This is a genomic window from Nocardioides sp. URHA0032 (assembly GCF_000620645.1).
Taxonomy (GTDB): domain Bacteria; phylum Actinomycetota; class Actinomycetes; order Propionibacteriales; family Nocardioidaceae; genus Nocardioides.
On sequence record NZ_JIAV01000021.1, the window covers coordinates 176,954 to 197,691 of the forward strand.

A 20,738-nucleotide genomic window follows, 5' to 3' on the forward strand; every position below is an offset into this window, starting at 1 on the left:
CGCCATGCCCACCAGCAGACTCGAGGCGTTCAGCGACGGCGTGCTCGCCATCATCATCACGATCATGGTGCTGGAGCTCCGCTCGCCGGACGGTCCGGCGCTCTCGGACCTCGCCGACTCCGCGACCAGCTTCCTCACCTACCTGCTGAGCTTCGTCTACATCGGCATCTACTGGAGCAACCACCACCACCTGTTCCAGCTCGTGCGCCGCATCGACGGCACCGTCCTGTGGGCGAACCTGCACCTGCTGTTCTGGCTCTCGCTCTACCCGTTCACGACGAAGTGGATGGACGAGACCGGGCTCGCCCAGACGCCGGTGGTCGTCTACGGGGTGAACCTGCTCGCCGCCGCGATCGCCTACTACGCGCTCCAGCTGGCGATCCTGCGCGCCGAGGGCGACGACGGCGTGCTGCGCGAGGCCCTCGGCCGTGACTACAAGGGCAAGCTGTCGCCGGTCCTCTACCTCGCCGGGATCGTCGCCGCGATCTGGGTCGTGGTCTGGCTCGCGCTCGTGTTCTACGCGGCGGTGGCAGCGATGTGGCTGGTGCCGGACCGGCGGATGGAGTCGTTCGTCGCGACCCACGGAAGCAGCACCTAGGTGGCACCGGCGCGCGACAGGAGTAAGTTTCCGTCCGTGAGTCTGCTGGGCTGGCGTGCGCACGAAGATGCCGTCGATCGTCTGCGCTCGTCGTACGCCGAGATCCCGCCCGGCGCCCCGGTGCGGTTGGCGAAGAAGACCTCGAACCTGTTCCGGCCGCGGACGGCCACCTCGGCGCCCGGTCTCGACGTGTCCGCCCTCGACGGCGTGATCGCGGTCGACCCCGATGCGCGCACCGCCGACGTGCAGGGCATGTGCACCTACGAGGACCTCGTCGACGCGACGCTGCCCTTCGGGCTGATCCCGTACGTCGTCCCGCAGCTGCGCACCATCACGCTCGGCGGGGCGGTCACGGGCCTCGGCATCGAGTCGACCAGCTTCCGCAGCGGGCTGCCGCACGAGTCGGTGCTCGAGATGGACGTCTTCACCGGCTCCGGCGACGTGGTCACGTGCCGTCCCGGCGACGACCTGTTCGACACGTTCCCCAACTCCTACGGCTCGCTCGGCTACGCGACCAGGCTGAGGATCGAGCTCGAGGCGGTGCCCGGGTACGTCAACCTGCGGCACGTGCGCTTCGACGACCTCGGCCTGCTCGCCAAGTCGATCGCGCAGATCACGGAGAGCGCGACGTACGACGGCGTGCGCGTGGACGGGATCGACGGTGTCGCGTTCGGTCCGGGGGAGTACTACCTGACGCTCGCCACCTGGTCCGGCGACGGCGGCGCGACCAGCGACTACACGGGCCAGCAGATCTACTACCGGAGTCTGCAGGAGCGCGACACCGACCTGCTCACGATGTACGACTACCTGTGGCGCTGGGACACCGACTGGTTCTGGTGCTCGGGCGCGTTCGGCGTGCAGAACCCGAGGATCCGCCGGCTCTGGCCGAAGCGCTGGCGGCGCTCGGACGTCTACCACAAGCTGATCGGGCTGGACCGGCGGATCGGCTTCGCCGACTGGCTCGACCGGCGCCAGGGCAAGCCCCTGCGCGAGCGGGTGATCCAGGACGTCGAGGTGCCGGTGGACCGGCTCCCGGAGTTCCTCGAGTGGTTCGACGAGGCGGTCGGCATGCGACCGGTGTGGCTGTGCCCGTGCAAGGCGATGCGGGACTGGCCCACTTACCCGTTGGAGCCCGGCTCGCTGTACGTGAACGTCGGCTTCTGGGGCACCGTGCACGTGGGGCCCGACGCCCTCGAGGGACCCAGGAACCGGGCCATCGAGGCCAAGGTGCACGAGCTCGGCGGCCACAAGTCGCTCTACAGCGAGGCGTTCTACGACCGCGAGACCTTCGACGATCTCTACGACGGCGCCAACCTCGCCGCCGTGAAGGGGCGCTACGACCCCGACGACCGGCTGACCAGCCTCTACGACAAGGCGGTGAAGAGACAGTGACGATGTCCATTGCCCAGGCGTTCGAGCGACTGCTCCAGGAGCCGCTGCCGTTGCGCTTCACGGCGTACGACGGCAGCTCGACCGGACCCGAGGACGCGCCGTTCCAGTTCCACCTGCGCAACCAGCGGGGGCTCGCCTACCTGGTGACCGCGCCGGGCGACCTGGGGCTCTCGCGCGCCTACGTCAGCGGCGACCTGGACATCGAGGGCGTCCACCCCGGCGACCCGTACGAGGCCATGCGGCTGCTCCAGAAGGGGCTCAAGCTCCGCCGGCCGTCGCCCAGCGAGGCGGTCGAGCTGCTGCGGGCCGTGGGCCTCTCCAGCCTGCGGCCGCCGGCCCCGCCCCCGCAGGAGACGCTGCCCCGGTGGCGCCGGATCGTGGAGGGCCTCCGGCACTCCGAGGGCCGCGACGCCGACGCGATCCACCACCACTACGACGTCTCGAACGCGTTCTACGAGCACGTCCTCGGTCCCTCGATGACCTACACCTGCGCGGTCTTCCCGACCGAGGAGGCGACGCTCGAGGAGGCGCAGTTCACCAAGTACGACCTGGTCGCCCGCAAGCTCGACCTCCAGGAGGGCCAGCGACTGCTGGACCTGGGCTGCGGCTGGGGCGGCATGGTGCGCCACGCCGCGAGGGAGTACGGCGTGCACGCGATCGGCGTCACGCTGTCGCGCGAGCAGGCCGCGTGGGCGCAGCACCGGATCAAGGAGGAGGGGCTCGACCACCTCGCCGAGGTCCGGTTCATGGACTACCGGCACGTCGAGGAGACGGGCTTCGACGCCATCTCGTCGATCGGGCTGACCGAGCACATCGGCGTGAAGAACTACCCGTCGTACTTCTCCTGGATCCGCGACCACCTCAAGCCCCAGGGCCGGCTCCTCAACCACTGCATCACTCGTCAGCACAACAAGCCGACCGACACCGGGGCGTTCATCGACCGGTACGTCTTCCCCGACGGCGAGCTGATCGGCTCCGGCACGATCGTGACCGCGGTGGAGAACGCCGGGCTCGAGGTGCAGCACCACGAGAACTTCCGGGTCCACTACGCCAAGACGCTGGCCGGCTGGTGCCGCAACCTCCAGGAGAACTGGGACGCCTGCGTCGAGGAGGTCGGTGAGGGCACCGCGCGCGTGTGGGGCCTGTACATGGCCGGCTCCCGGCTGGGGTTCGAGCGCAACGAGATCCAGCTGCACCACGTCCTCGCGACGAACACCGAGGGCAACGGCGCGAGCGGGTACCCGCTCCGCCACAAGTTCTGAGCTGCCCTGGACCGAGCTCGCGAGGTCCAGGACCCGGCAGCCAGGTCGAGTAGCCGCCCGACCGAGGGGTTGGTCCGGGGTCGGAGCGACGACGCCCGGTAGCGTGGGGCGGTGAGCACGAGGGCCCAGCAGTACGCCGCGGAGGTGCTGCGCCGCGAGCAGCTCTCGCCGCACCTGGTCCGGCTGGTCCTCGGCGGTGCCGGCCTCGCGTCGTTCGAGTCGACCGGGATCCCGGACGAGTGGGTCGGCCTGGTCGTGCCCGGCCAGTTCCAGAGCCGCTACTACACGGTGCGGTCCTGGTCGGGCGGTGAGCTGGTGCTCGACGTGGTCGTGCACGAGGTCGGCCTGGTCACCGAGTGGGCGCAGCTCGACGTGGTCGGTCAGACCGTGACGATCACCGAGCCCAAGGGCTCCTTCGACATGCCCGTGGGCGCGGCGTGGCTGCTGCTGGTCGGTGACCTCACGGCACTGCCGGCGATGGCGCGGATCTCGGCGACCGTCGACGTGCCGACGCGGATCTGGGCGGAGGTGCCGGACGACCTGTCGTCGTACCTCCCGGGCGACGTCACCTGGTTGTCGCCACCGGCGCCCGGCGAGAGCGGGCTGGCGGCCGTCGTCGAGGCGATCGACTGGCCGGCCGGCGAGGGGTACTTCTGGATGGCCGGGGAGTCCGCCCAGATGCGGGCGATCCGCAAGCACCTGATGCGCGACCGGCGGCTGCCCTCCTCGGCGTACGACGTGATGGGCTACTGGCGCGGCGTGGCCCAGCGCCAGCCGCGCGCCGTCGACCCGGGCCCGATCTGGCGGGCCGGCAAGGCGGCGGGCAGGACCGACGAGCAGATCTGGGCCGAGTACGACGAGGCGAGGGAGTCATGAGCACCAGATGAGCGAGCAGCAGAGCGGGCACCGGAGCGGGTTCGTGTCGTTCGTCGGCCGCCCGAACGCGGGCAAGTCGACGCTGACGAACGCCCTGGTCGGCCAGAAGGTCGTGATCACCTCCGACAAGCCGCAGACCACGCGCACCGTCGTGCGCGGCATCGTGCACCGCGACGACGCGCAGCTGATCCTGGTCGACACCCCCGGGCTGCACAGGCCGCGCACGTTGCTCGGCGAGCGGCTCAACGACCTGGTGAAGACCACCCTCGCGGAGGTCGACGTGGTCGCGGTCTGCCTGCCCGCGAACGAGAAGATCGGGCCGGGCGACCGGTTCATCGTCAACGAGGTGGCGAAGGTCAAGCGGACCCGGAAGGTCGCGATCGCCACCAAGACCGACCTCGCGACCCCCGAGCAGATCGGCGCGCACCTCCTGGACATCCAGGCGCTCGGTGCCGGCACCGGTGTCGAGTGGGCCGAGATCGTGCCCGTGTCGGCGACGTCCGGGAGCCAGGTCGGGCTGCTCCAGGACCTCCTGGTGGGCCTGCTGCCCGAAGGTCCGCAGCTGTACCCGGACGGCGACCTCTCCGACGCGCCGGAGGAGATCCTCGCCGCCGAGCTGATCCGCGAGGCGGCGCTCGAGGGTCTGCGGGACGAGCTGCCGCACTCGGTCGCGGTCGTGGTGGAGGAGATGCGGCTGCGGGATGACCGTCCCGAGGACAAGCCGCTCCTGGACATCCACGCCAACCTGTACGTCGAGCGCGACTCCCAGAAGGGCATCATGATCGGTCCCAAGGGCTCGCGGCTGAAGACGATCGGCAGCACCGCGCGCCAGCAGATCGAGGCGCTGCTCGGCACGCCCGTCTACCTCGACCTCCATGTCAAGGTGGCCAAGGACTGGCAGCGCGACCCGCGGCAGCTCCGGAAGCTCGGCTTCTGATGACCCGCCCGGCACCCCTCCTCGCCTGGCACTCGGTCGCGTCCTCCCGTGACCCGGCCGGGCTGGACGCGTTGCTGGCCGACGACGTCGTCTTCCGCTCGCCCGCCGTGCACACCTCGCAGGAGGGCAGGGCCCTGACCACGGCGTACCTCTCCGCCGCCATCACCGTCCTCGGTCCCACGCTCACCTATGTCCGCGAGTGGTACGCCGCCGACTCCGCCGTCCTCGAGTTCACCGCCTCGCTGGACGGGCGGACGGTCCACGGCGTCGACATGCTCACCTGGGGTCCCGACGGCCGGCTCACCGACTTCACCGTGATGGTCCGGCCCTTCACCGGGCTCCAGAAGCTGATGGAGCTGATGGCGGCCGAGCTGACGCGCTGAGGCGGCCCGCTGGCTGGGTTCGCCCGGGTCCCAGGGTGAAGCTGAGGAATCGCCAGGAGGACTACCCCGACCCCACCGACGACGTCAGTCCGGCGCCCAGCACCGCCCGAACGTCTGCCCGGCCTGCCACTGCTCCGCGGTCGGCCACTCGTAGCCCCACTGGTAGTCGAGCGTGTCGGGGGCGACGGCGGCACCGGCGTCCTGGCACGGCGACTGGCCGGCGGCGCGGACCTTCTCGGCTCCCGGGTACGCCCCGGGTGCGAACGGCACCACCGCGATCGCGCGCCAGGAGTGCGCCTGCGAGCAGATCACCCGCGCGAACCCCTGCGTGCCGGGGGAGGCGGTGCCGCACATGCCGTAGCGGTTCCGGCCGGCGTCGGTGGACAGTACGCCGGCCAGCGGGCCGGACAGCTGCGCCAGCTCGCCGTCGGCCGCGAGCGCGACGACGTCGCAGCGGAACCACGAGGCACCGGCGTCCGACTGCTCGACCGTGGGCGTGAACCAGACCGGACGCAGCATCGAGAGCCGCCGGTCCTCGACGGTGCCGCCGACGAACGAGCCGAACCGGGCCGGGCACTCCTTCGACACCTGCGCCTGCACCCGGTCCGAGTCGACCGCGAGCAGGTGCCCGTCGACGAGGGTGTCGAGCCGCCCGACGGCGTACGTCACCGTGGTGTGCTTCCTCTGGCAGGGGACGGGGGACGCAGTGACGGTAGGGGCTACCGCCTCGTCGTACGTCAGGGCGTAGCACGCCTTCGCCGCGGGCACGGGCACCGGCGTCGCGCGCGGGGGCGGTGTCGACGAGGACGGCGTGGACGGGGCGGACGACGTCGGCGCGGACGACGGCTCGTCGCTGCCGGTGCAGGCGGTCAGCCCGAGCAGCAGGAGGACGACGGCGAGGATCCTCACCGGTCGGTCTTCGCCCAGCACACCGACCTCCGGTTGCCCGCGTCCCACTCGGCCTGGTGGAACCACGTGTAGCCGAAGTCGTAGTCGACGGGGTAGTTCAGCCACGCGCCGACGGACTTCGAGCAGAAGTCGCGCGTGGTCACCTCGACCAGCCGGTCGCCCGGGTAGTCGTCCTTGGCCTCGCCCAGCGAGATCGTCGTGACCGCGCGCCACTGGTGCGGGTCGGTGCACGGGACCTTCACCGAGCCCGCGACGGTGGGGCCGTCGGCGCACACCATCCAGCGGTCCTGGGGCCGCCCCAGGAGCAGGCCCTTGGCGGTCGTCGGGAGGTCGATGTAGTCCTTGCTCTGCTCGCCGCCACCGACCACGTCGCACCGGTACCACCGGGCGCCGCCGTCCCACGCGTCCTTCGTCGGCCGGAACCACGCCCAGCTGACGACGGTCCGCATCACCAGGCTGTCGTCGGCGCCGAGGAAGTCCATGAACGCCTTCGAGCAGGTCGTGTACGCCCAGGCACCGAGGTCCTCGTCGTCCCAGTCCACGTCGGCGAACTGGTCCGGGAGCTGTCCGACGGCGTAGGTCTCGGCGGTGTGGGGCGATGCGCAGTCGACCGGCTCCGCCGTGTTGCTCGGCTGCTCCACGTCGTCGGGGGACAGGTCGCGGCAGGCGCCCAGCTCCGGCGGCTTCTCGTCGACGGGCGCCTTCTCGTCGCCGCAGCCGACCAGCACCAGGGCCGCCAGGACGAGCACGGCGACGCCGGCGCGACGCGGGACGACTGGCACTGGATCTCCTCGGGCTGGACCAGCCGGATCGTACCTGCCTCAGCTCAGCAGCGCGGCGAGCGTGCCGCCGAGGTCGTACGCCGACGCGCGGGCCTCGTCGTCCACGTCGCCGAGCACCTCGAGCACCTCGGCTGCCTGGCTCCAGGCGAGCGCGCCGGTGATCGCGAGCACGGAGCGGACCGCGCCGGTCGTGTCGTACCGGCCGTGGACCCACAGCCCGAACGGCTTCCGGCCGCTGCGCGTCGCCGCAGCGGAGCCGTCGTCGGACAGGGCGCCGCCGGCCTCGACGAAGGTCGTGTCGAAGAAGTGCTTCAGGGCGCCGCTCATGTACCCGAAGTTCGCGGTCGTGCCGAGGAGGTAGCCGTCGGCGGCCAGCACGTCCGCCGCCGACGCCGACAAGGCCTCGCGAACCACGACGTCCACGCCCTCGATGCCGTCGTCGTGAGCACCGGCCACGACCGCGTCCGCCAGGGAGCGCACGGCTGCGGTCGGAGCGTGATGGACGACGAGCAGCCGGGCCATGCGGTCAGGCTGTCACACCTCGGGCGCGTCCACGGGCAGCGCCTTGGTGCGCGCCACCTCCTCGGCGACCTCGCGCAGCTTGCGGTTGCGGTCGTTGGAGAAGCGGTGCAGGACCTCGAACGCCCGCTCGTAGGAGATGTCGTACTGGACCGCCAGCACGCCCTGCGCGATGCCGATCAGGTGCCTCGACTCCAGCGCGGCCCGCAGCCCCGTCACCAGGCGCGCCTTGCTCATCGCCTCGGTCGCGTGGGCGGCATAGATCAGCGCGACGTCGCCGGCCTCGCCCGAGAAGTTGCCCGGTTCGTCGGAGTACAGGTTGAGCGCCCCCAGCGTCTGCGCGTCGGTCTGCAGCCGGATGGCCATCATCGCGACGACCCCGAGTCCTCGCGCCCGGGTGCTCCACCGTGGCCACCGGGCCTCGGTCGCGGCGTCGTCGACGACGACGTCGGCCCGTTCGAAGGCCGCGTCGAGGCAAGGTCCTTGACCGACCGCGTACTGCACGGCGTCGAGCCTCTGGACGAACGCGTCGGTCGCCGCGACCGTCTCCGCCCGGCCCCGCCGGGTGCGCAGGGTGATGCTGGCGTGCGCGCACCGGGGGACCACCTCCCCGGCGCGTTTCACCACCGAGTCGAACGTGGTGTCCTCGTCGGACTCGCCCAGGAGGTCACCACTGAGCTCGGCGAAGCGCGCCGCGAGGCGGTGCTGGTCGGTCATCCCGCCTGCAGCTCGTCCCGGAGGGTGCCGAGGATGCGGGTCAGCAGCCGGGACACCTGCATCTGGGTGACACCCAGGTCCTGGCCGATCTCCTCCTGGGTGCGGTCCTCGAAGAAGCGCAGGTACAGGATGCGCCGGTCCCGCTCGGGCAGCCGACGGACGACCGGCGCGAGCGTCACGCGTGCCTCGATGGCGCTGCTCTCCTCGTCGTCGGCCGCCAGCAGGTCACCCACGGGAGTGATCGAGTCGGCCGAGGTGGGCTGGTCGAGAGACGCGGGTTGGAAGCACCCGAAGGCCGCCACCGCGTCGCGGTACTCCTCGACCGAGAGGTCCAGCTCCTCCGCGACCTCGTGCGGCTCCGGCGCCCGGCCGAGCTGGTGGCTCAGCCGGTCGACGGCGAGGTTGAGGAGCCACTGCGTCTCCTGGATCCGCCGAGGCGGGCGGACCATCCAGCCCTGGTCACGGAAGTAGCGCTGGAGCTCGCCGCGGATCGTCGGTACGGCGTAGGTGAGCAGGTCGTTGCGCAGCGCCGGGTCGAAGCGCATGACGGCCTTGGTGAGCCCCTCGAACGCCACCTGGTGGAGGTCCTCGATGGGCACCCCCCGGTTGCGGTAGCGGGCGGCGACCGCCTCGGCGACGCCGCGGTTGATGACGACGACCCGCTCGCGCAGCTCGGCGGCCCGCTGCGGGTCGGTGCAGGCGGCGACCTCCTGCAGGAGGGCCCGGGTCTGCTCGGCACGCTCGGCGCGTGTCAGCCCGCAGTCGGAGGAGGTGGCGGCGGAGGTCGAGAGGGCCGGAACGGCGGGGGTGCTGGGGGACGAGCTGAGTGACGAGCTGAGTGACATGGTGGCGACTCCATCGCGAGAGTGATGGTGTGCCCTGCCGTCTGCTCCAGCAAGGAGGTTCGTCCGTCTCTGGTGAGGCTACGTCGCGCCTGGTGGGACCGGGGTCCGCGAGTGGGCGACAGGGGTCCCGTACCCCGCCGTGGCCCGCCGAAACCGTTTCCGCCCACGGACCTCGGGTACCTCCGCCGCACACCAGACCCACCCGCTCAGGAGGCAGCTCGTGAAGGCAGTGACGTGGCAGGGCCGGCAGGACATGCGCGTGGAGGAGGTCCCGGACCCGACCATCCAGGACCCGACCGACGCGATCGTGCGGATCACGACGACGGGCCTGTGTGGGTCGGACCTGCACCTCTACGATCCCCTGACGCCGTTCATGACGCCCGGCGACGTCGTCGGGCACGAGCCGATGGGCATCGTGGAGGCGGTCGGCTCCGGCGTGCAGCACCTCCACGTCGGCGACCGGGTGGTGGTGCCCTTCAACGTCTCCTGCGGCTCCTGCTGGATGTGCGAGCGCAAGCTCTACAGCCAGTGCGAGACGACGCAGAACAGGGAGCACGGCACCGGCGCGAGCCTGTTCGGGTACAGCAAGCTCTACGGCCAGGTGCCGGGCGGGCAGGCGGAGCTGTTGCGGGTGCCGTTCGCCGACTTCCTGCCGGTCCGGGTCCCCGAGGGCCCCTCCGACGACCGGTTCGTCTACCTCTCCGACGTGCTGCCGACCGCCTGGCAGGGCGTCCAGTACGCCGACGTGCCCGAGGGCGGCACGCTCCTGGTGCTCGGTGCCGGCCCGATCGGCGACATGGCGGCGCGGATCGCGCTGCACCGCGGGCACCGGGTGATCGTGGTCGACCAGGTGCCCGAGCGCCTGCAACGGGTGGCCGAGCGTGGCGCGGAGGTCATCGACATGAGCGAGGTCGACGACGTCGCGGAGCGGGTCCGGGAGCTCACCGGCGGCCGGGGGGCCGACAGCGTCGTCGACGCGGTCGGCATGGAGGCGCACGGATCACCCGTGGCGGAGACGGCGCAGAAGGCGCTCCGTCTGCTCCCCAAGAAGGTGCAGGGTGCGGTCATGACCAACGCCGGCGTGGACCGGCTCGCCGCCCTCTACACCGCGATCGAGGCCGTACGCCGCGGCGGCACGATCTCCATCTCCGGCGTGTACGGCGGCGCCGCCGACCCGCTGCCGCTCCTGCAGCTCTTCGACAAGCAGGTGCAGGTGCGGATGGGGCAGGCCAACGTGCGGGCGTGGACCGACGACATCCTCGAGCTGCTCGGGCGGGACGAGGACGTGCTCGGCGTCGAGTCGTTCGCCACCCACCGGCTGCCGCTCGCCGAGGCACCAGAGGCGTATGCCACGTTCGGGGACAAGAAGGACGGCATGATCAAGGTGCTGTTCACGCCCTGACCGACCTGGCCGACGTCTCGATGAGGTGATCGAGGTGCCCGAGCACCTGCAGGACGCGCTGCTCCCTGCCGGGGTGCCGGTCACCCAGCGTGCCGAGACCGCGGCCCTCTACCTGGTGGCCGGGGACAGTGCCGGTGGCGACTGGTTCGACGCGTTCGTGCTCGACGACGGGCGCCTCGTCGTCGCCGTCGGGGACGTCGTCGGTCGCGGCGTCGACGCCGCGGTGGCGATGGCGGGCCTGCGGGTCCTGTTCGAGGAGTCGATGCGCGAGCACGGCGACGTGGTGCTCGCGCTCGAGGCGCTCGACCGGCGCGCGGGCCGGCTGTCGGAGGCGAGCGCGGCCACGATGTGCGTCTGCGTCCTCATCCCGACGTCCGGTGAGCTGGTGTACTGCACGGCGGGGCACCCGGCGCCGGTCGTGGTCAGTGACGGCAAGGCGTCGTACCTCGCCGGCACCGGGTGCGGCCCGCTGCGGTCGGGGCGGGGCTTCCGGGTCACGTCGCGCCGGCTGGCGACCGGGGACGTGCTGTTCCTGTACTCCGACGGACTGCTCGAGCGAGCCGGGCGCGCACCCGCCGAGGGCGCGGCCGAGGTGTTGCGGGCCGTCGAGGACGCCGCCGCGCAGAGCGAGGTGATGGACTCCCACGAGCCGGCGGTCGAGCGGGCCTGCCGGCGGACCGTGGAGTCGCTGACCGGCAGCACCGGGTACGCCGACGACGTGGCGGTGCTGGCGCTCCAGCCGGTCCCTCCGCTCCCGGACCTGGTGCTGGCCCTGCCCGCGGTCGCGGACACGGTGCGGGTGGCCCGGATCGAGCTCGACGACTGGTTGGAGGCGGCGCGGGTCGGCGAGCTCGACCGGATGGCGCTGCTGCACGCGGTCGGGGAGCTCGTCAGCAACGCCGTGGAGCACGCCTACCCGGATCCGGGACGCGGCCACGAGGTCCGGCTCCGCGTCGCGCTCGGGACCGACGGCCTCGTGCACGTCGAGGTCGCCGACGACGGCAGATGGCAGGACCGCCGGACGTCCTCGCGAGGGCGGGGTCTCGCCATGGCGAGGGGGTTGCTCGACGCGCTCCGGATCGAGCGCGGGGACGCGGGTTCCCGGGCGGTCGGCAGGCACCGGGTCGGCCGCCCGGCCGTGCTGCTGCGCTCCTCGGCGCCCAGTAGGACCGACGGCGTGCAGCCGTTCGCGATCGAGGACACGGACGGCCTGCTGCGGCTGGGCGGGACGATCGACCTCCGGGGCGCCGAGCAGCTGCGGCACATGCTGGACCGCGTCACCGCCGCCGGAACCCGGCCCGTCAGCCTCGACCTCACCGCGGTGGACCTGCTCACGAGCGCGGCGGTGCAGGTCCTCTTCGATGCCCGGGCGGCCGGTCCGGTCGAGCTGCTCGCCCCGGTCGGGTCGCCGGCCCGGCACGTCCTCGATGTGGTCGGGCTGTCCTACGAGTCGTGAAACTCGGCTATGGTGGCCGGGTCATGTTGCGCAGCCTCCTCCTTCGCTGCCGCAGCGAGGTCAGCCGCCCCAGCTGGTAGGGCAGAGCCGGACCCCCTCGCTGCGGAGTGAGTGCGTGCGCCGGTTCCCACCGACCACTTCGGAAGCAGGCTCCCCATGACGATCCCTCCCCAGAAGCCGAGCGGCATGCCGTTCCAGCGGTACCGCCCGTTCCCGCCGATCGACCTCCCCGACCGGACCTGGCCCTCCGCGGCCATCACCGAGGCACCCCGCTGGCTCTCGACGGACCTGCGCGACGGGAACCAGGCGCTCATCGACCCGATGAGCCCGGCCCGCAAGATGAAGATGTTCGACCTGCTGGTCTCGATGGGCTACAAGGAGATCGAGGTCGGCTTCCCGGCCGCGAGCGAGACCGACTTCTCCTTCGTCCGCCAGCTCATCGAGGGCGACCATGTCCCGGACGACGTGACGATCTCGGTCCTCACCCAGGCCCGCGAGGACCTGATCGAGCGCAGCGTCCAGTCGCTGGTCGGCGTACCCCGGGCCAACATCCACCTCTACAACGCGCTGGCCCCGCTGTTCCGCCGCGTCGTGTTCCGCGCCAGCAAGGACGAGATCAAGGACATCGCGGTCCGCGGCACCCAGGTCGTGATGAAGAACATCGAGAGCTACCTCGACGCGACCGTCATCGGCTACGAGTACAGCCCCGAGATCTTCACCAGCACCGAGCTGCCGTTCTCGGTCGAGGTCTGCGAGGCCGTCTCCGACGTGTGGCAGCCCGACGACGGCCGCGAGATCATCCTCAACCTCCCGGCGACGATCGAGGTCGCGACGCCGAACGTGTACGCCGACCAGATCGAGTGGTTCTCCCGTCAGCTCACCCGTCGGCAGAACACCGTGATCTCGCTGCACCCCCACAACGACCGCGGCACGGCCGTCGCCGCCACCGAGCTCGCGATGATGGCGGGGGCCGACCGCGTCGAGGGCTGCCTGTTCGGCCATGGCGAGCGCACCGGCAACGTCGACCTCGTGACACTGGCGATGAACCTCTTCAGCCAGGGCATCGACCCGATGGTGGACGTCTCCGACATCGACGAGATCCGCCGCACCGTCGAGTACTGCACGAACCTCCCGGTCCACCCGCGGCACCCGTACGCCGGAGACCTCGTCTACACGGCGTTCTCGGGCTCGCACCAGGACGCGATCAAGAAGGGCCTCGAGGACCTCGACCGCCGGGCGGCGGAGCAGGGCGTGCCGGTCGGCCGGCTGCCGTGGGAGGCGCCGTACCTCCCGATCGACCCGAAGGACGTGGGCCGGACCTACGAGGCGGTGATCCGCGTCAACAGCCAGTCCGGCAAGGGCGGCGTCGCCTACATCCTCAAGGCCGAGCACAAGCTCGACCTGCCGCGCCGTGCGCAGATCGAGTTCAGCCGCGTGGTCCAGGAGCGCACCGACGCGGAGGGAGGCGAGATGACCCCGGACCAGATCTGGTCGGTCTTCTCCGCCGAGTACCTCGACCGCGAGACGCCGCTGAAGCTCAACTCCGTGCACACCTCGTCGGCCGCGGGGGAGAAGGACGCGCTCGACGTGAACGTGTACGTCGACGGCGAGCTGATGTCGCTGCACGGCGAGGGCAACGGCCCGCTCTCGGCGTTCGTCGGAGCGATCAACGACCTTCCACAGGACTGGGACGTCCGGGTGCTGGACTACGCCGAGCACGCGCTGTCGTCCGGCGGTGACGCCCTCGCGGCGGCGTACGTCGAGTGCCTGGTGCGGGACAACGTCTACTGGGGCGTCGGGGTCGACGCCAACATCGTCACCGCGTCGCTCAAGGCGGTGATCAGCGCGGTCAACCGCGCGCCCGCGCGGTGAGCGGGGACCTCTGGCTCACCGCGCTATCGGGAACCTGATCGTGAAGGTGGTGCCCTCGAGGTGGGCGGAGCGCACGTCTATCCGCCCCCCGTGGGCCGCCACGACCGCGTTCACGATCGAGAGGCCGAGGCCGGTGCCCTGGATGGCGCGTTCCTGAGCGGTCGTGGACCGGAAGAACCGCTGGAACAGCCGCTCCTGCTCCGCCACCGGGATGCCGATGCCGGTGTCGGTGACCGTGAGCCGGGCTTCGCCGTCGCGGGCCTCCACCGCGACCTCGATGCGGCCGCCGTCCTCGGTGAACTTGATCGCGTTGCTGAGCAGGTTCGTCAGCGCCCGCTCGAGCTGCACCTGGTCGCCCACCACCGGCACCGGCCCTTCCGGGGTCGCGACCTCCAGGGTCAGGTCGCGTCCGCTGAGCTGCGCGCGTACGGCGTCCTCGGCCCCCGCCACGATGGAGGCCAGGTCGAACGCGCCCCGCTCCCAGCGCGTGGCGCCTGAGTCGAGGCCGCTGAGCGTGAGCAGGTCGTCGCACAGCATGATCAGCCGCCGGCCGTTGCGGGCGATGCTCTCCAGCAGCGGCCGCTGCTCCTCGGCCGGGGCGACCAGCGACCCGTCCTCGAGGATCTCGGTGTAGCCCACGATGCTGGTCACCGGCGTGCGGAGCTCGTGGCTCACGGTCGAGACGAAGTCGTTCTTCGCCGTGTCCAGCTCGCGCATCCGCTGGACGGCGTGCCGCTCCTTGTCCAGCGCCGCGATCAGCATCTCCTGGCTGGCCCGCGCCTCGGTGACGTCCCGGCCCACGCAGAGGTACCCGATCCGTGCCGCGATCCGGTCGGCAGCGATGCTCAGCGTCATCGAGACGGTGTGTCGTCGCCCGTCCGCGCCGATCCAGGTCCAGTCGCGCGCGGCGGTCTCCCCGCCGCCGCCGATGGCCGCGACCAGCCGGCCGAAGGCGTCCTCGCCCGTGGCGCCCCCCGAGCGCTCGGCGAGCTCGTCGGGGTCGAGCAGGTCGACGAACGGCGTGCCGACGGTGTCCTGGGCGTCGTAGCCGAGCAGGTTCACGGCGCCGGCGTTGAACAGCGTGATCAGGCCGTGCGGGTCGATGCCGATCAGCGCGGTGGTGATCGCCGCCTCGAGGAGGTGGCGGTTCAGGCCCGCGGCCGTGCGCTCGGCCGTCATGTCGGTGCCGGTGAGCACCACGTGCGTGGGCCGGTCCCGCTCGTCCCGCACGTAGCTGGTGTTCCAGAGCACCCGGCGGCGCTCACCGGTCTTCGTCACGACATCGGTCTCGCGGCTCACCTGGGCCTCGACGGTCTCGGGCAGGCCGGCCGGGTAGCCCTCGGAGCCGGGGGGAGCGAACGGCACGTCCCAGATCTCCACCTCGACGAGCTCGTCCTCATCGAACCCGGTCAGCGCGGTGGTGGCCCCGTTGACGCGCACGACCTCGCCGTACAGGTCGGTGACCAGGATCAGCGCCGCCGTCGTCTCCAGGGTCGCGCTGGTGAGCTTCTCGGCGGCCTCGATCTGACGGCGGGCGTCGTACTCCGTGGTGACGTCGAGCAGCTGCGCGGCGAACGTCGGCGTCGGGTCGGTTCCGAGCAGCGAGATGAGGACGTCGACGCGGGCGGCCGGCCGGTCGCGGAGGTGGGTCTGGCCACGCCAGCCGTCGAGGTTGCCGGCCAGCATCCGCGCCGCGACGAGCTCGAGCGGCTCGCTGGTCGTGAGCACCTCGTCGAGCTGCCGGCCCAGGACGCCCGCCGGGCCGCCCAGGAGGCGGGCGGCGGCGTCGTTCATGTCGACGATCTCGAACAGGCGGGAGCCGCTGCGCATCAGCACCATGCCGACCACCGACTCGGTGAAGTTCCGGCGGAACAGCTGCTCGCTGCTGCGTCGTTGGGCGACACCGATGGCGAGCGGCAGCGTCATCAGGACCGAGACCACGACGTACGCCTGCACGATCGCGCCCATCCCGAACGCGCTGAGCTCCCCGCGGCGGTTGTCGAACGCGAAGGTGCCGTAGCCGCGTGAGCTCAGGACCGTGATCGCGACCGCGAAGCCGAACAGCTCCCACGCGACGAGGCGCACGTCGAACCGCAGCGCGGCCCAGATCAGCAGCGGCAGCGGCACGAACTCCAGGCTCAACGTCTGGTCGGGGGCGAAGACCAGGACGGTCACGGCGGCCAGCACTGCTACCTGGAGCGGCAGCTCCCAGGTGAACCGTCGCGACCGGCGTGCGGCGGGCGCCATCACCAGCGGCAGGATCACGAGCACCGAGGCGGTGTGCGATGCGAAGACCGCCCGCCAGGTGAGCGCGAAGGTCCCGTCCCCGAGGACCTCGACGGCCCCGGCGGCGATGGTCGCGATGGTGAGGCCGCCGAGGACCGCCGCCACGAGGAGGCCGACCAGCTGATCGACCGTGGACAGCTCGGGCAGCGTGGTCCGACCGCCGCGGCGCAGGAACGACGCGACCACGACCGCCTCCGCGGCGTTCGCGACCGCGTAGCAGCAGGAGAGGTCGAGCGGCCGGTCGCCGATGATGTTCGCGGCCACGGACACGGCGGCGATGGCGGGCACGAGCGACCACCACCAGGAGCGGGGGGCCAGGCCGAGCAGGATCACGGCGAGCCCGGCCGCCGGCCACCACGACGCTGCCGGGGAGCCGTCGGGCGCGAGGTCGACCGCCGCGACGCCGGCGACGAGGACGGCGACGAGGAGCAGCCCTGCCGCGGTCCGGCTCAGCTGGCCGCGACCCGAGTTCGACATGGGCACACCCTAGGGTGGGAGGCATGTTGGTGTCGGAGAGGATCGGCCAGTTCTTCGTCGAGTCGGACTCCGGCCGCGACCGGCTCGAGTACACCGAGTACGGATCGGGCGACGCGTGGGTCGTCCTGCTGCCCGCCGAGCTGGTGCCGCGGCGGATGCAGCAGCCGCTCGCGCACGCGCTCGCCGCAGAGGGCATGCACGTCGTCACCCTGGATCCGCTCGGCCACGGTCGCTCCGACCGGCCGGCCGACCCGCACGCCTACTCGGTCACGGAGTACGCCGAGCAGGTGGTCGCCCTCCTGGACCACCTCGGTGCGGCGCAGGCGGTCGTGGGCGGCACGTCCCTCGGCGCGAACGTCGCGCTCGAGACGGCCGTGATCGCCCCGGAGCGGGTGCGTGGCCTGGTGGTCGAGGCGCCGATCCTCGACAACGGCGTCGAGGCCGGGATCCTGGTGTTCGGCCCGTTGCTGCTCGCGGCCCGGTTCCTGCCGCACTCGGTGTCGCTGCTGCGCCGGCTGACCCGTCCGGTCCCGCGCGGCGTCGTCCCGTTCTGGGCCGGGGTGGCGCTGGACGCCTGCGACCAGCGGGCCGACGCGCTCGCGGCGCTGCTGCACGGGCTGTTCTTCGGTCGCGCCGCCCCGGCGTCGAAGGAGCGTCGCCGGATCTCGGTGCCGGCCCTGGTCGTCGGTCATCCGTTCGACCCGGTGCGTCCGCTGGGCGACGCGGTCACCCTCGCCGACGAGCTCCCGAAGGGCACGTTCGTGCGTGCGAGCTCGGCGCTCGAGTGGCGGTTGACGCCGGAGCGACTCGACCGCGCGGCGGTCGGCCTGGTCGCCGGCTGCTGGAAGACGCCGCGTCGCAGACGTCGTACCGGCGTCTGACCGGGCAGAATGACGAGGTGCTCTACCGTGACGAGGCGATCGTGCTCCGCACCCACAAGCTGGGTGAGGCCGATCGCATCATCACGCTCCTGACCCGCCAGCACGGCCGGGTCCGGGCGGTCGCGAAGGGGGTGCGCCGGACCACGTCCCGGTTCGGCTCGCGGCTCGAGCCGTTCACGCACGTCGACCTCCAGCTCGCGGAGGGGCGCAACCTGGACACGATCACCCAGGCCGAGACGCTGACGCCGTTCTCGAAGGGCCTCGGGCTCGACTACGACCGCTACACCGCGGGCACCGTGATGCTGGAGACGGCCGACCGGCTGGTGTCGGAGGAGCGGGAGCCGTCGGTGCAGCAGTTCCTGCTGCTCGTCGGTGGGCTGCGGGCGATGGTGGCGGGGGAGCACGCCCCGGGCCAGGTGCTCGACTCCTACCTGTTGCGCTCGCTCGCCGTGGCCGGCTGGGCCCCCTCGTTCGACCACTGCGCCCGGTGTGGCACCGAGGGCCCACACCGCTGGTTCAACCCCTCGATGGGCGGCGTCGTCTGCGCCACCTGCCGGGTGCCCGGCTCGGCGAGTCCCTCCCCGGAGACGCTCGCGCTGCTCGGCGCCCTGCTGGCCGGCGACTGGGCGGTCGTCGACGTCGCACCGGCGCGGAACCTCAAGGAGGCGAGCGGCCTGGTCGCGGCGTTCCTCGCCTGGCACCTGGAACGGGCCCTGAAGTCCCTCGTGTACGTCGAGCGCTGAGAGGCTGCGACCGTGAGACGTGCCGTACGACGACCGACCCCGCACCCCTCGGGCGCGCGGCCGCCGGCGATCCCGAAGGACCTCGTGCCACGGCACGTCGCGATCGTGATGGACGGCAACGGGCGCTGGGCCAAGGAGCGCGGGCTGCCGCGCACCAAGGGCCACGAGCAGGGCGAGCACTCGCTGTTCGACGTCGTCGAGGGCGCCATCGAGATCGGCGTCAAGGCGATCTCCGCCTACGCGTTCTCGACCGAGAACTGGTCGCGCTCGCCCGACGAGGTCAAGTTCCTGATGGGCTTCAACCGGGACGTGATCCGGCGCCGCCGCGACGAGATGCACGAGCTCGGGGTCCGGGTCCGCTGGGCCGGCCGGGCGCCGCGGCTGTGGAGGTCGGTCATCCGGGAGCTCCAGGTCGCCGAAGAGCTCACCCGCGGGAACGACGTCCTCACGCTGACGATGTGCGTCAACTACGGCGGTCGCGCCGAGATCGCCGACACCGCACGGTCGATCGCGCGGGAGGTGGCCGCCGGCCGGCTCGACCCCGAGAAGGTCGACGAGAAGACGTTCGCCCGGCACCTCTACGTCCCCGAGGTCGCCGACGCCGACCTGGTCTGGCGGACGTCGGGGGAGCAGCGCCTCTCGAACTTCATGCTCTGGCAGGCGGCGTACTCCGAGCTGGTCTTCACCGACGTGCTCTGGCCGGACGTCGACCGCCGGGACCTCTGGAACGCCGTCGAGCTCTACGCCCGCCGCGACCGGCGGTACGGCGGAGCAGATGGCTGACCCGGGAGGCAGCGTGGGGCACCTCGAACGGCGGCTGCTCGGATTGCGGCAACGGCTCCTCTTCACCGACGAGCCGGACCCGGGGGTGCTGCAGGGGGTCTTCGCGCTCCTCTACGTCCTCGACCTGACGCTGCGGGCAGCCGGGAACGGGTCGCCGCTCGACGTGGGGATGTGGCCGACGGTCGGGCTGGCACTCACCGCGATCACGTCCGTGCTCGCCGTGGCGGTGCCCTGGGAGCGCCTGCCGCCCTGGGCGGTCGGGCTGCTGCCGATGCTGGACCTCGCGGCGCTCGGGTTGTCCCGGATGGACGAGCAGGGCGGCGGCGCGGGCATCCTCGCGGTCGTGCCCGCGCTGTGGCTGGGCCGCCAGTTCGGTCGCCGCGGAGCGGTCGCGGCGGTCCTCGGCACCACCCTGCTGCTCGCGCTGCCGAGCCTGGTCTTCCTGGGCTTCACCGGCGTGAACCTGTCCCGGGCGGTGCTGATCCCCGTCGTGGCGGGCTGGGCGGCGTTCGCGATCGCGTCGGCCCTCGACCAGGTGCGGGCCGGCATGGACGTGATCGCGCACCAGCGCCGGATCTCGGAGGCGATCTTCGACACCGTCGACGTCGGGCTGGTGCTCCTGGACCGCACCGGCGCGTACGAGGGCATGAACAAGCGGCACGAGGACTTCATGCGGCTGGCCTATCCCGCGGGCCACGCAGGGACGGCGGGCCAGCTCGGCCTCGTGTACGGCGGCGACGGCAGCACGCTGTTCGCCCGGGACGAGATGCCGACGTACCGCGCCAGCCGGGGCGAGGAGTTCGCCGACATCCGGATCTGGGTCGGCAACGACCCGCTCACCAGGCGGGCCCTGTCGGTGTCGGCGCGCCGGGTCGAGGACGAACGCGGCGCGTTCGCCGGGGCCGCCCTGGCGTACAAGGACGTCACCGACTTCATGCGCGCGCTGCGGGTGAAGGACGAGTTCGTGGCCTCGGTGTCGCACGAGCTCCGCACCCCGCTCACCTCGATCAACGGGTACGTCAACATCCTGCTCGAGCGCGACGACCTCCCGACCGACGTTGTCGCGCAGCTCGAGGTGGTGGCCCGCAACACGGTCCGGCTCACCCGCCTGGTGTCGGACCTGCTGCACACCGCGCAGAACGACGAGGGCCCGATGCGGGTGGTGCGCGAGCACACGGACCTGGCGGCCGTCGTCCGCGGATGTGTGGAGGCCGCCGGCCCGGCCGCGCGCCGGGCCCAGGTCACCATCGCCGTCGACGCCCCGGACACGCTGACCGCGAACGTCGACGCCGAGCGGATGGCCCAGGTCGTGGACAACCTGCTCTCGAACGCCGTGAAGTACTCCCGCCGCGAGGGCCATGTCCGGGTCCGCCTCGGCACGGACGCCGGAGGTGTCGTGCTGTCGGTCGCCGACGACGGCATCGGGATCGACGCCGCCGACCGGGACCGGCTCTTCACCCGGTTCTTCCGCACCCGCGAGGCCGAGGAGCGCGCGATCCAGGGTGTCGGCCTCGGCCTGAGCATCACGAGGTCGATCGTGGAGGCTCACGGCGGTCGCGTCGAGGTGCACAGCCAGCTCGGCGTGGGCAGCGAGTTCGTGGTGCGGCTCCCGCAGTAG

General features: G+C 71.9%; 19 protein-coding genes. 13 read left to right on the forward strand and 6 right to left on the reverse strand.

Annotated elements, in window-relative coordinates; all coding sequences use genetic code 11:
- Positions 1 to 4 precede the first annotated feature (4 nt).
- The 6 genes from N538_RS0112935 to N538_RS0112960 all read left to right on the forward strand — a co-directional run bounded on the left by N538_RS0112935 (position 5) and on the right by N538_RS0112960 (position 5,448).
- Positions 5 to 598: a TMEM175 family protein gene (locus N538_RS0112935; protein WP_028637661.1), complete on the forward strand. Its 594-nt coding sequence runs from the start codon at positions 5 to 7 to the stop codon at positions 596 to 598.
- 36 nt (positions 599 to 634) lie between these two features.
- Complete coding sequence (locus N538_RS0112940; protein ID WP_331279522.1) at positions 635 to 1,990, forward strand: FAD-binding oxidoreductase; 1,356 nt, start codon at positions 635 to 637, stop codon at positions 1,988 to 1,990.
- Between the two features lie 2 nt (positions 1,991 to 1,992).
- A complete protein-coding gene (locus tag N538_RS0112945; protein ID WP_051549252.1) occupies positions 1,993 to 3,252 on the forward strand; it encodes an SAM-dependent methyltransferase in 1,260 nt (419 codons plus the stop codon).
- A 111-nt stretch (positions 3,253 to 3,363) separates the two neighbouring features.
- Positions 3,364 to 4,128, forward strand: a complete 765-nt coding sequence (locus N538_RS0112950) for a siderophore-interacting protein (RefSeq protein ID WP_028637664.1) — start codon at positions 3,364 to 3,366, stop codon at positions 4,126 to 4,128.
- A gap of 7 nt (positions 4,129 to 4,135) precedes the next feature.
- A complete protein-coding gene (gene era, locus N538_RS0112955) occupies positions 4,136 to 5,065 on the forward strand; it encodes a GTPase Era (protein WP_028637665.1) in 930 nt (309 codons plus the stop codon).
- On the forward strand, positions 5,065 to 5,448 hold the full coding sequence (locus N538_RS0112960; protein WP_028637666.1) for a nuclear transport factor 2 family protein: 384 nt from the start codon (positions 5,065 to 5,067) through the stop codon (positions 5,446 to 5,448). The genes era and N538_RS0112960 overlap by 1 nt, the downstream gene beginning before the upstream one ends.
- Positions 5,449 to 5,532: 84 nt before the next feature.
- Here N538_RS0112960 and N538_RS25240 read toward each other — a convergent pair whose 3' ends face one another.
- The 5 genes from N538_RS25240 to N538_RS25245 are packed head-to-tail and all read right to left on the reverse strand — an operon-like array spanning position 5,533 to position 9,220.
- Positions 5,533 to 6,357: a septum formation family protein gene (locus N538_RS25240; RefSeq protein ID WP_036570498.1), complete on the reverse strand. Its 825-nt coding sequence runs from the start codon at positions 6,355 to 6,357 to the stop codon at positions 5,533 to 5,535.
- Positions 6,354 to 7,139 (reverse strand): septum formation family protein, encoded by a 786-nt coding sequence (locus tag N538_RS0112970; protein WP_028637667.1) that lies wholly within the window; start codon positions 7,137 to 7,139, stop codon positions 6,354 to 6,356. The genes N538_RS25240 and N538_RS0112970 overlap by 4 nt, the downstream gene beginning before the upstream one ends.
- 39 nt (positions 7,140 to 7,178) lie before the next feature.
- The gene (locus tag N538_RS0112975) at positions 7,179 to 7,661 is read right to left on the reverse strand and encodes a flavodoxin (protein ID WP_028637668.1); all 483 of its coding nucleotides are present in this window, start codon (positions 7,659 to 7,661) and stop codon (positions 7,179 to 7,181) included.
- A 12-nt stretch (positions 7,662 to 7,673) separates the two neighbouring features.
- Positions 7,674 to 8,375, reverse strand: coding sequence for a GAF and ANTAR domain-containing protein (locus N538_RS0112980; RefSeq protein WP_028637669.1), 702 nt, complete (start codon positions 8,373 to 8,375; stop codon positions 7,674 to 7,676).
- On the reverse strand, positions 8,372 to 9,220 hold the full coding sequence (locus N538_RS25245) for a sigma-70 family RNA polymerase sigma factor (RefSeq protein WP_051549254.1): 849 nt from the start codon (positions 9,218 to 9,220) through the stop codon (positions 8,372 to 8,374). Before N538_RS25245 ends, N538_RS0112980 begins: the two co-directional genes overlap by 4 nt.
- 220 nt (positions 9,221 to 9,440) lie before the next feature.
- On the opposite strand from N538_RS25245, the gene N538_RS0112990 reads away from it, so the two are divergent.
- The 3 genes from N538_RS0112990 (at position 9,441) to leuA (ending at position 13,950) form a co-directional block, all read left to right on the forward strand.
- Positions 9,441 to 10,622 (forward strand): zinc-dependent alcohol dehydrogenase, encoded by a 1,182-nt coding sequence (locus N538_RS0112990; RefSeq protein WP_028637670.1) that lies wholly within the window; start codon positions 9,441 to 9,443, stop codon positions 10,620 to 10,622.
- 34 nt (positions 10,623 to 10,656) lie between these two features.
- On the forward strand, positions 10,657 to 12,078 hold the full coding sequence (locus tag N538_RS25250) for a SpoIIE family protein phosphatase (RefSeq protein WP_197025335.1): 1,422 nt from the start codon (positions 10,657 to 10,659) through the stop codon (positions 12,076 to 12,078).
- Between the two features lie 156 nt (positions 12,079 to 12,234).
- On the forward strand, positions 12,235 to 13,950 hold the full coding sequence (leuA, locus tag N538_RS0113000) for a 2-isopropylmalate synthase (RefSeq protein WP_028637671.1): 1,716 nt from the start codon (positions 12,235 to 12,237) through the stop codon (positions 13,948 to 13,950).
- A gap of 15 nt (positions 13,951 to 13,965) precedes the next feature.
- Here the strand turns inward: leuA and N538_RS27440 are convergent, their stop codons facing one another.
- Positions 13,966 to 16,713: an ATP-binding protein gene (locus tag N538_RS27440; protein WP_028637672.1), complete on the reverse strand. Its 2,748-nt coding sequence runs from the start codon at positions 16,711 to 16,713 to the stop codon at positions 13,966 to 13,968.
- Between the two features lie 23 nt (positions 16,714 to 16,736).
- Here N538_RS27440 and N538_RS0113010 point away from each other — a divergent pair, with 23 nt between their 5' ends.
- Genes N538_RS0113010 through N538_RS0113025 form a run of 4 tightly spaced genes read left to right on the forward strand, consistent with a single transcriptional unit; the run spans position 16,737 to position 20,738 of the window.
- Entirely contained in the window at positions 16,737 to 17,594 is an 858-nt protein-coding gene (locus N538_RS0113010) for an alpha/beta fold hydrolase (RefSeq protein ID WP_028637673.1), read from the forward strand.
- Positions 17,595 to 17,611: 17 nt separating this feature from the next.
- A complete protein-coding gene (gene recO, locus N538_RS0113015) occupies positions 17,612 to 18,337 on the forward strand; it encodes a DNA repair protein RecO (RefSeq protein WP_028637674.1) in 726 nt (241 codons plus the stop codon).
- Positions 18,338 to 18,349: 12 nt separating this feature from the next.
- Positions 18,350 to 19,120 carry an isoprenyl transferase gene (locus N538_RS0113020; protein WP_028637675.1) on the forward strand — a complete coding sequence of 257 codons (771 nt, stop codon included), beginning with the start codon at positions 18,350 to 18,352 and terminating at the stop codon, positions 19,118 to 19,120.
- The gene (locus tag N538_RS0113025; protein WP_155992083.1) at positions 19,113 to 20,738 is read left to right on the forward strand and encodes a sensor histidine kinase; all 1,626 of its coding nucleotides are present in this window, start codon (positions 19,113 to 19,115) and stop codon (positions 20,736 to 20,738) included. The genes N538_RS0113020 and N538_RS0113025 overlap by 8 nt, the downstream gene beginning before the upstream one ends.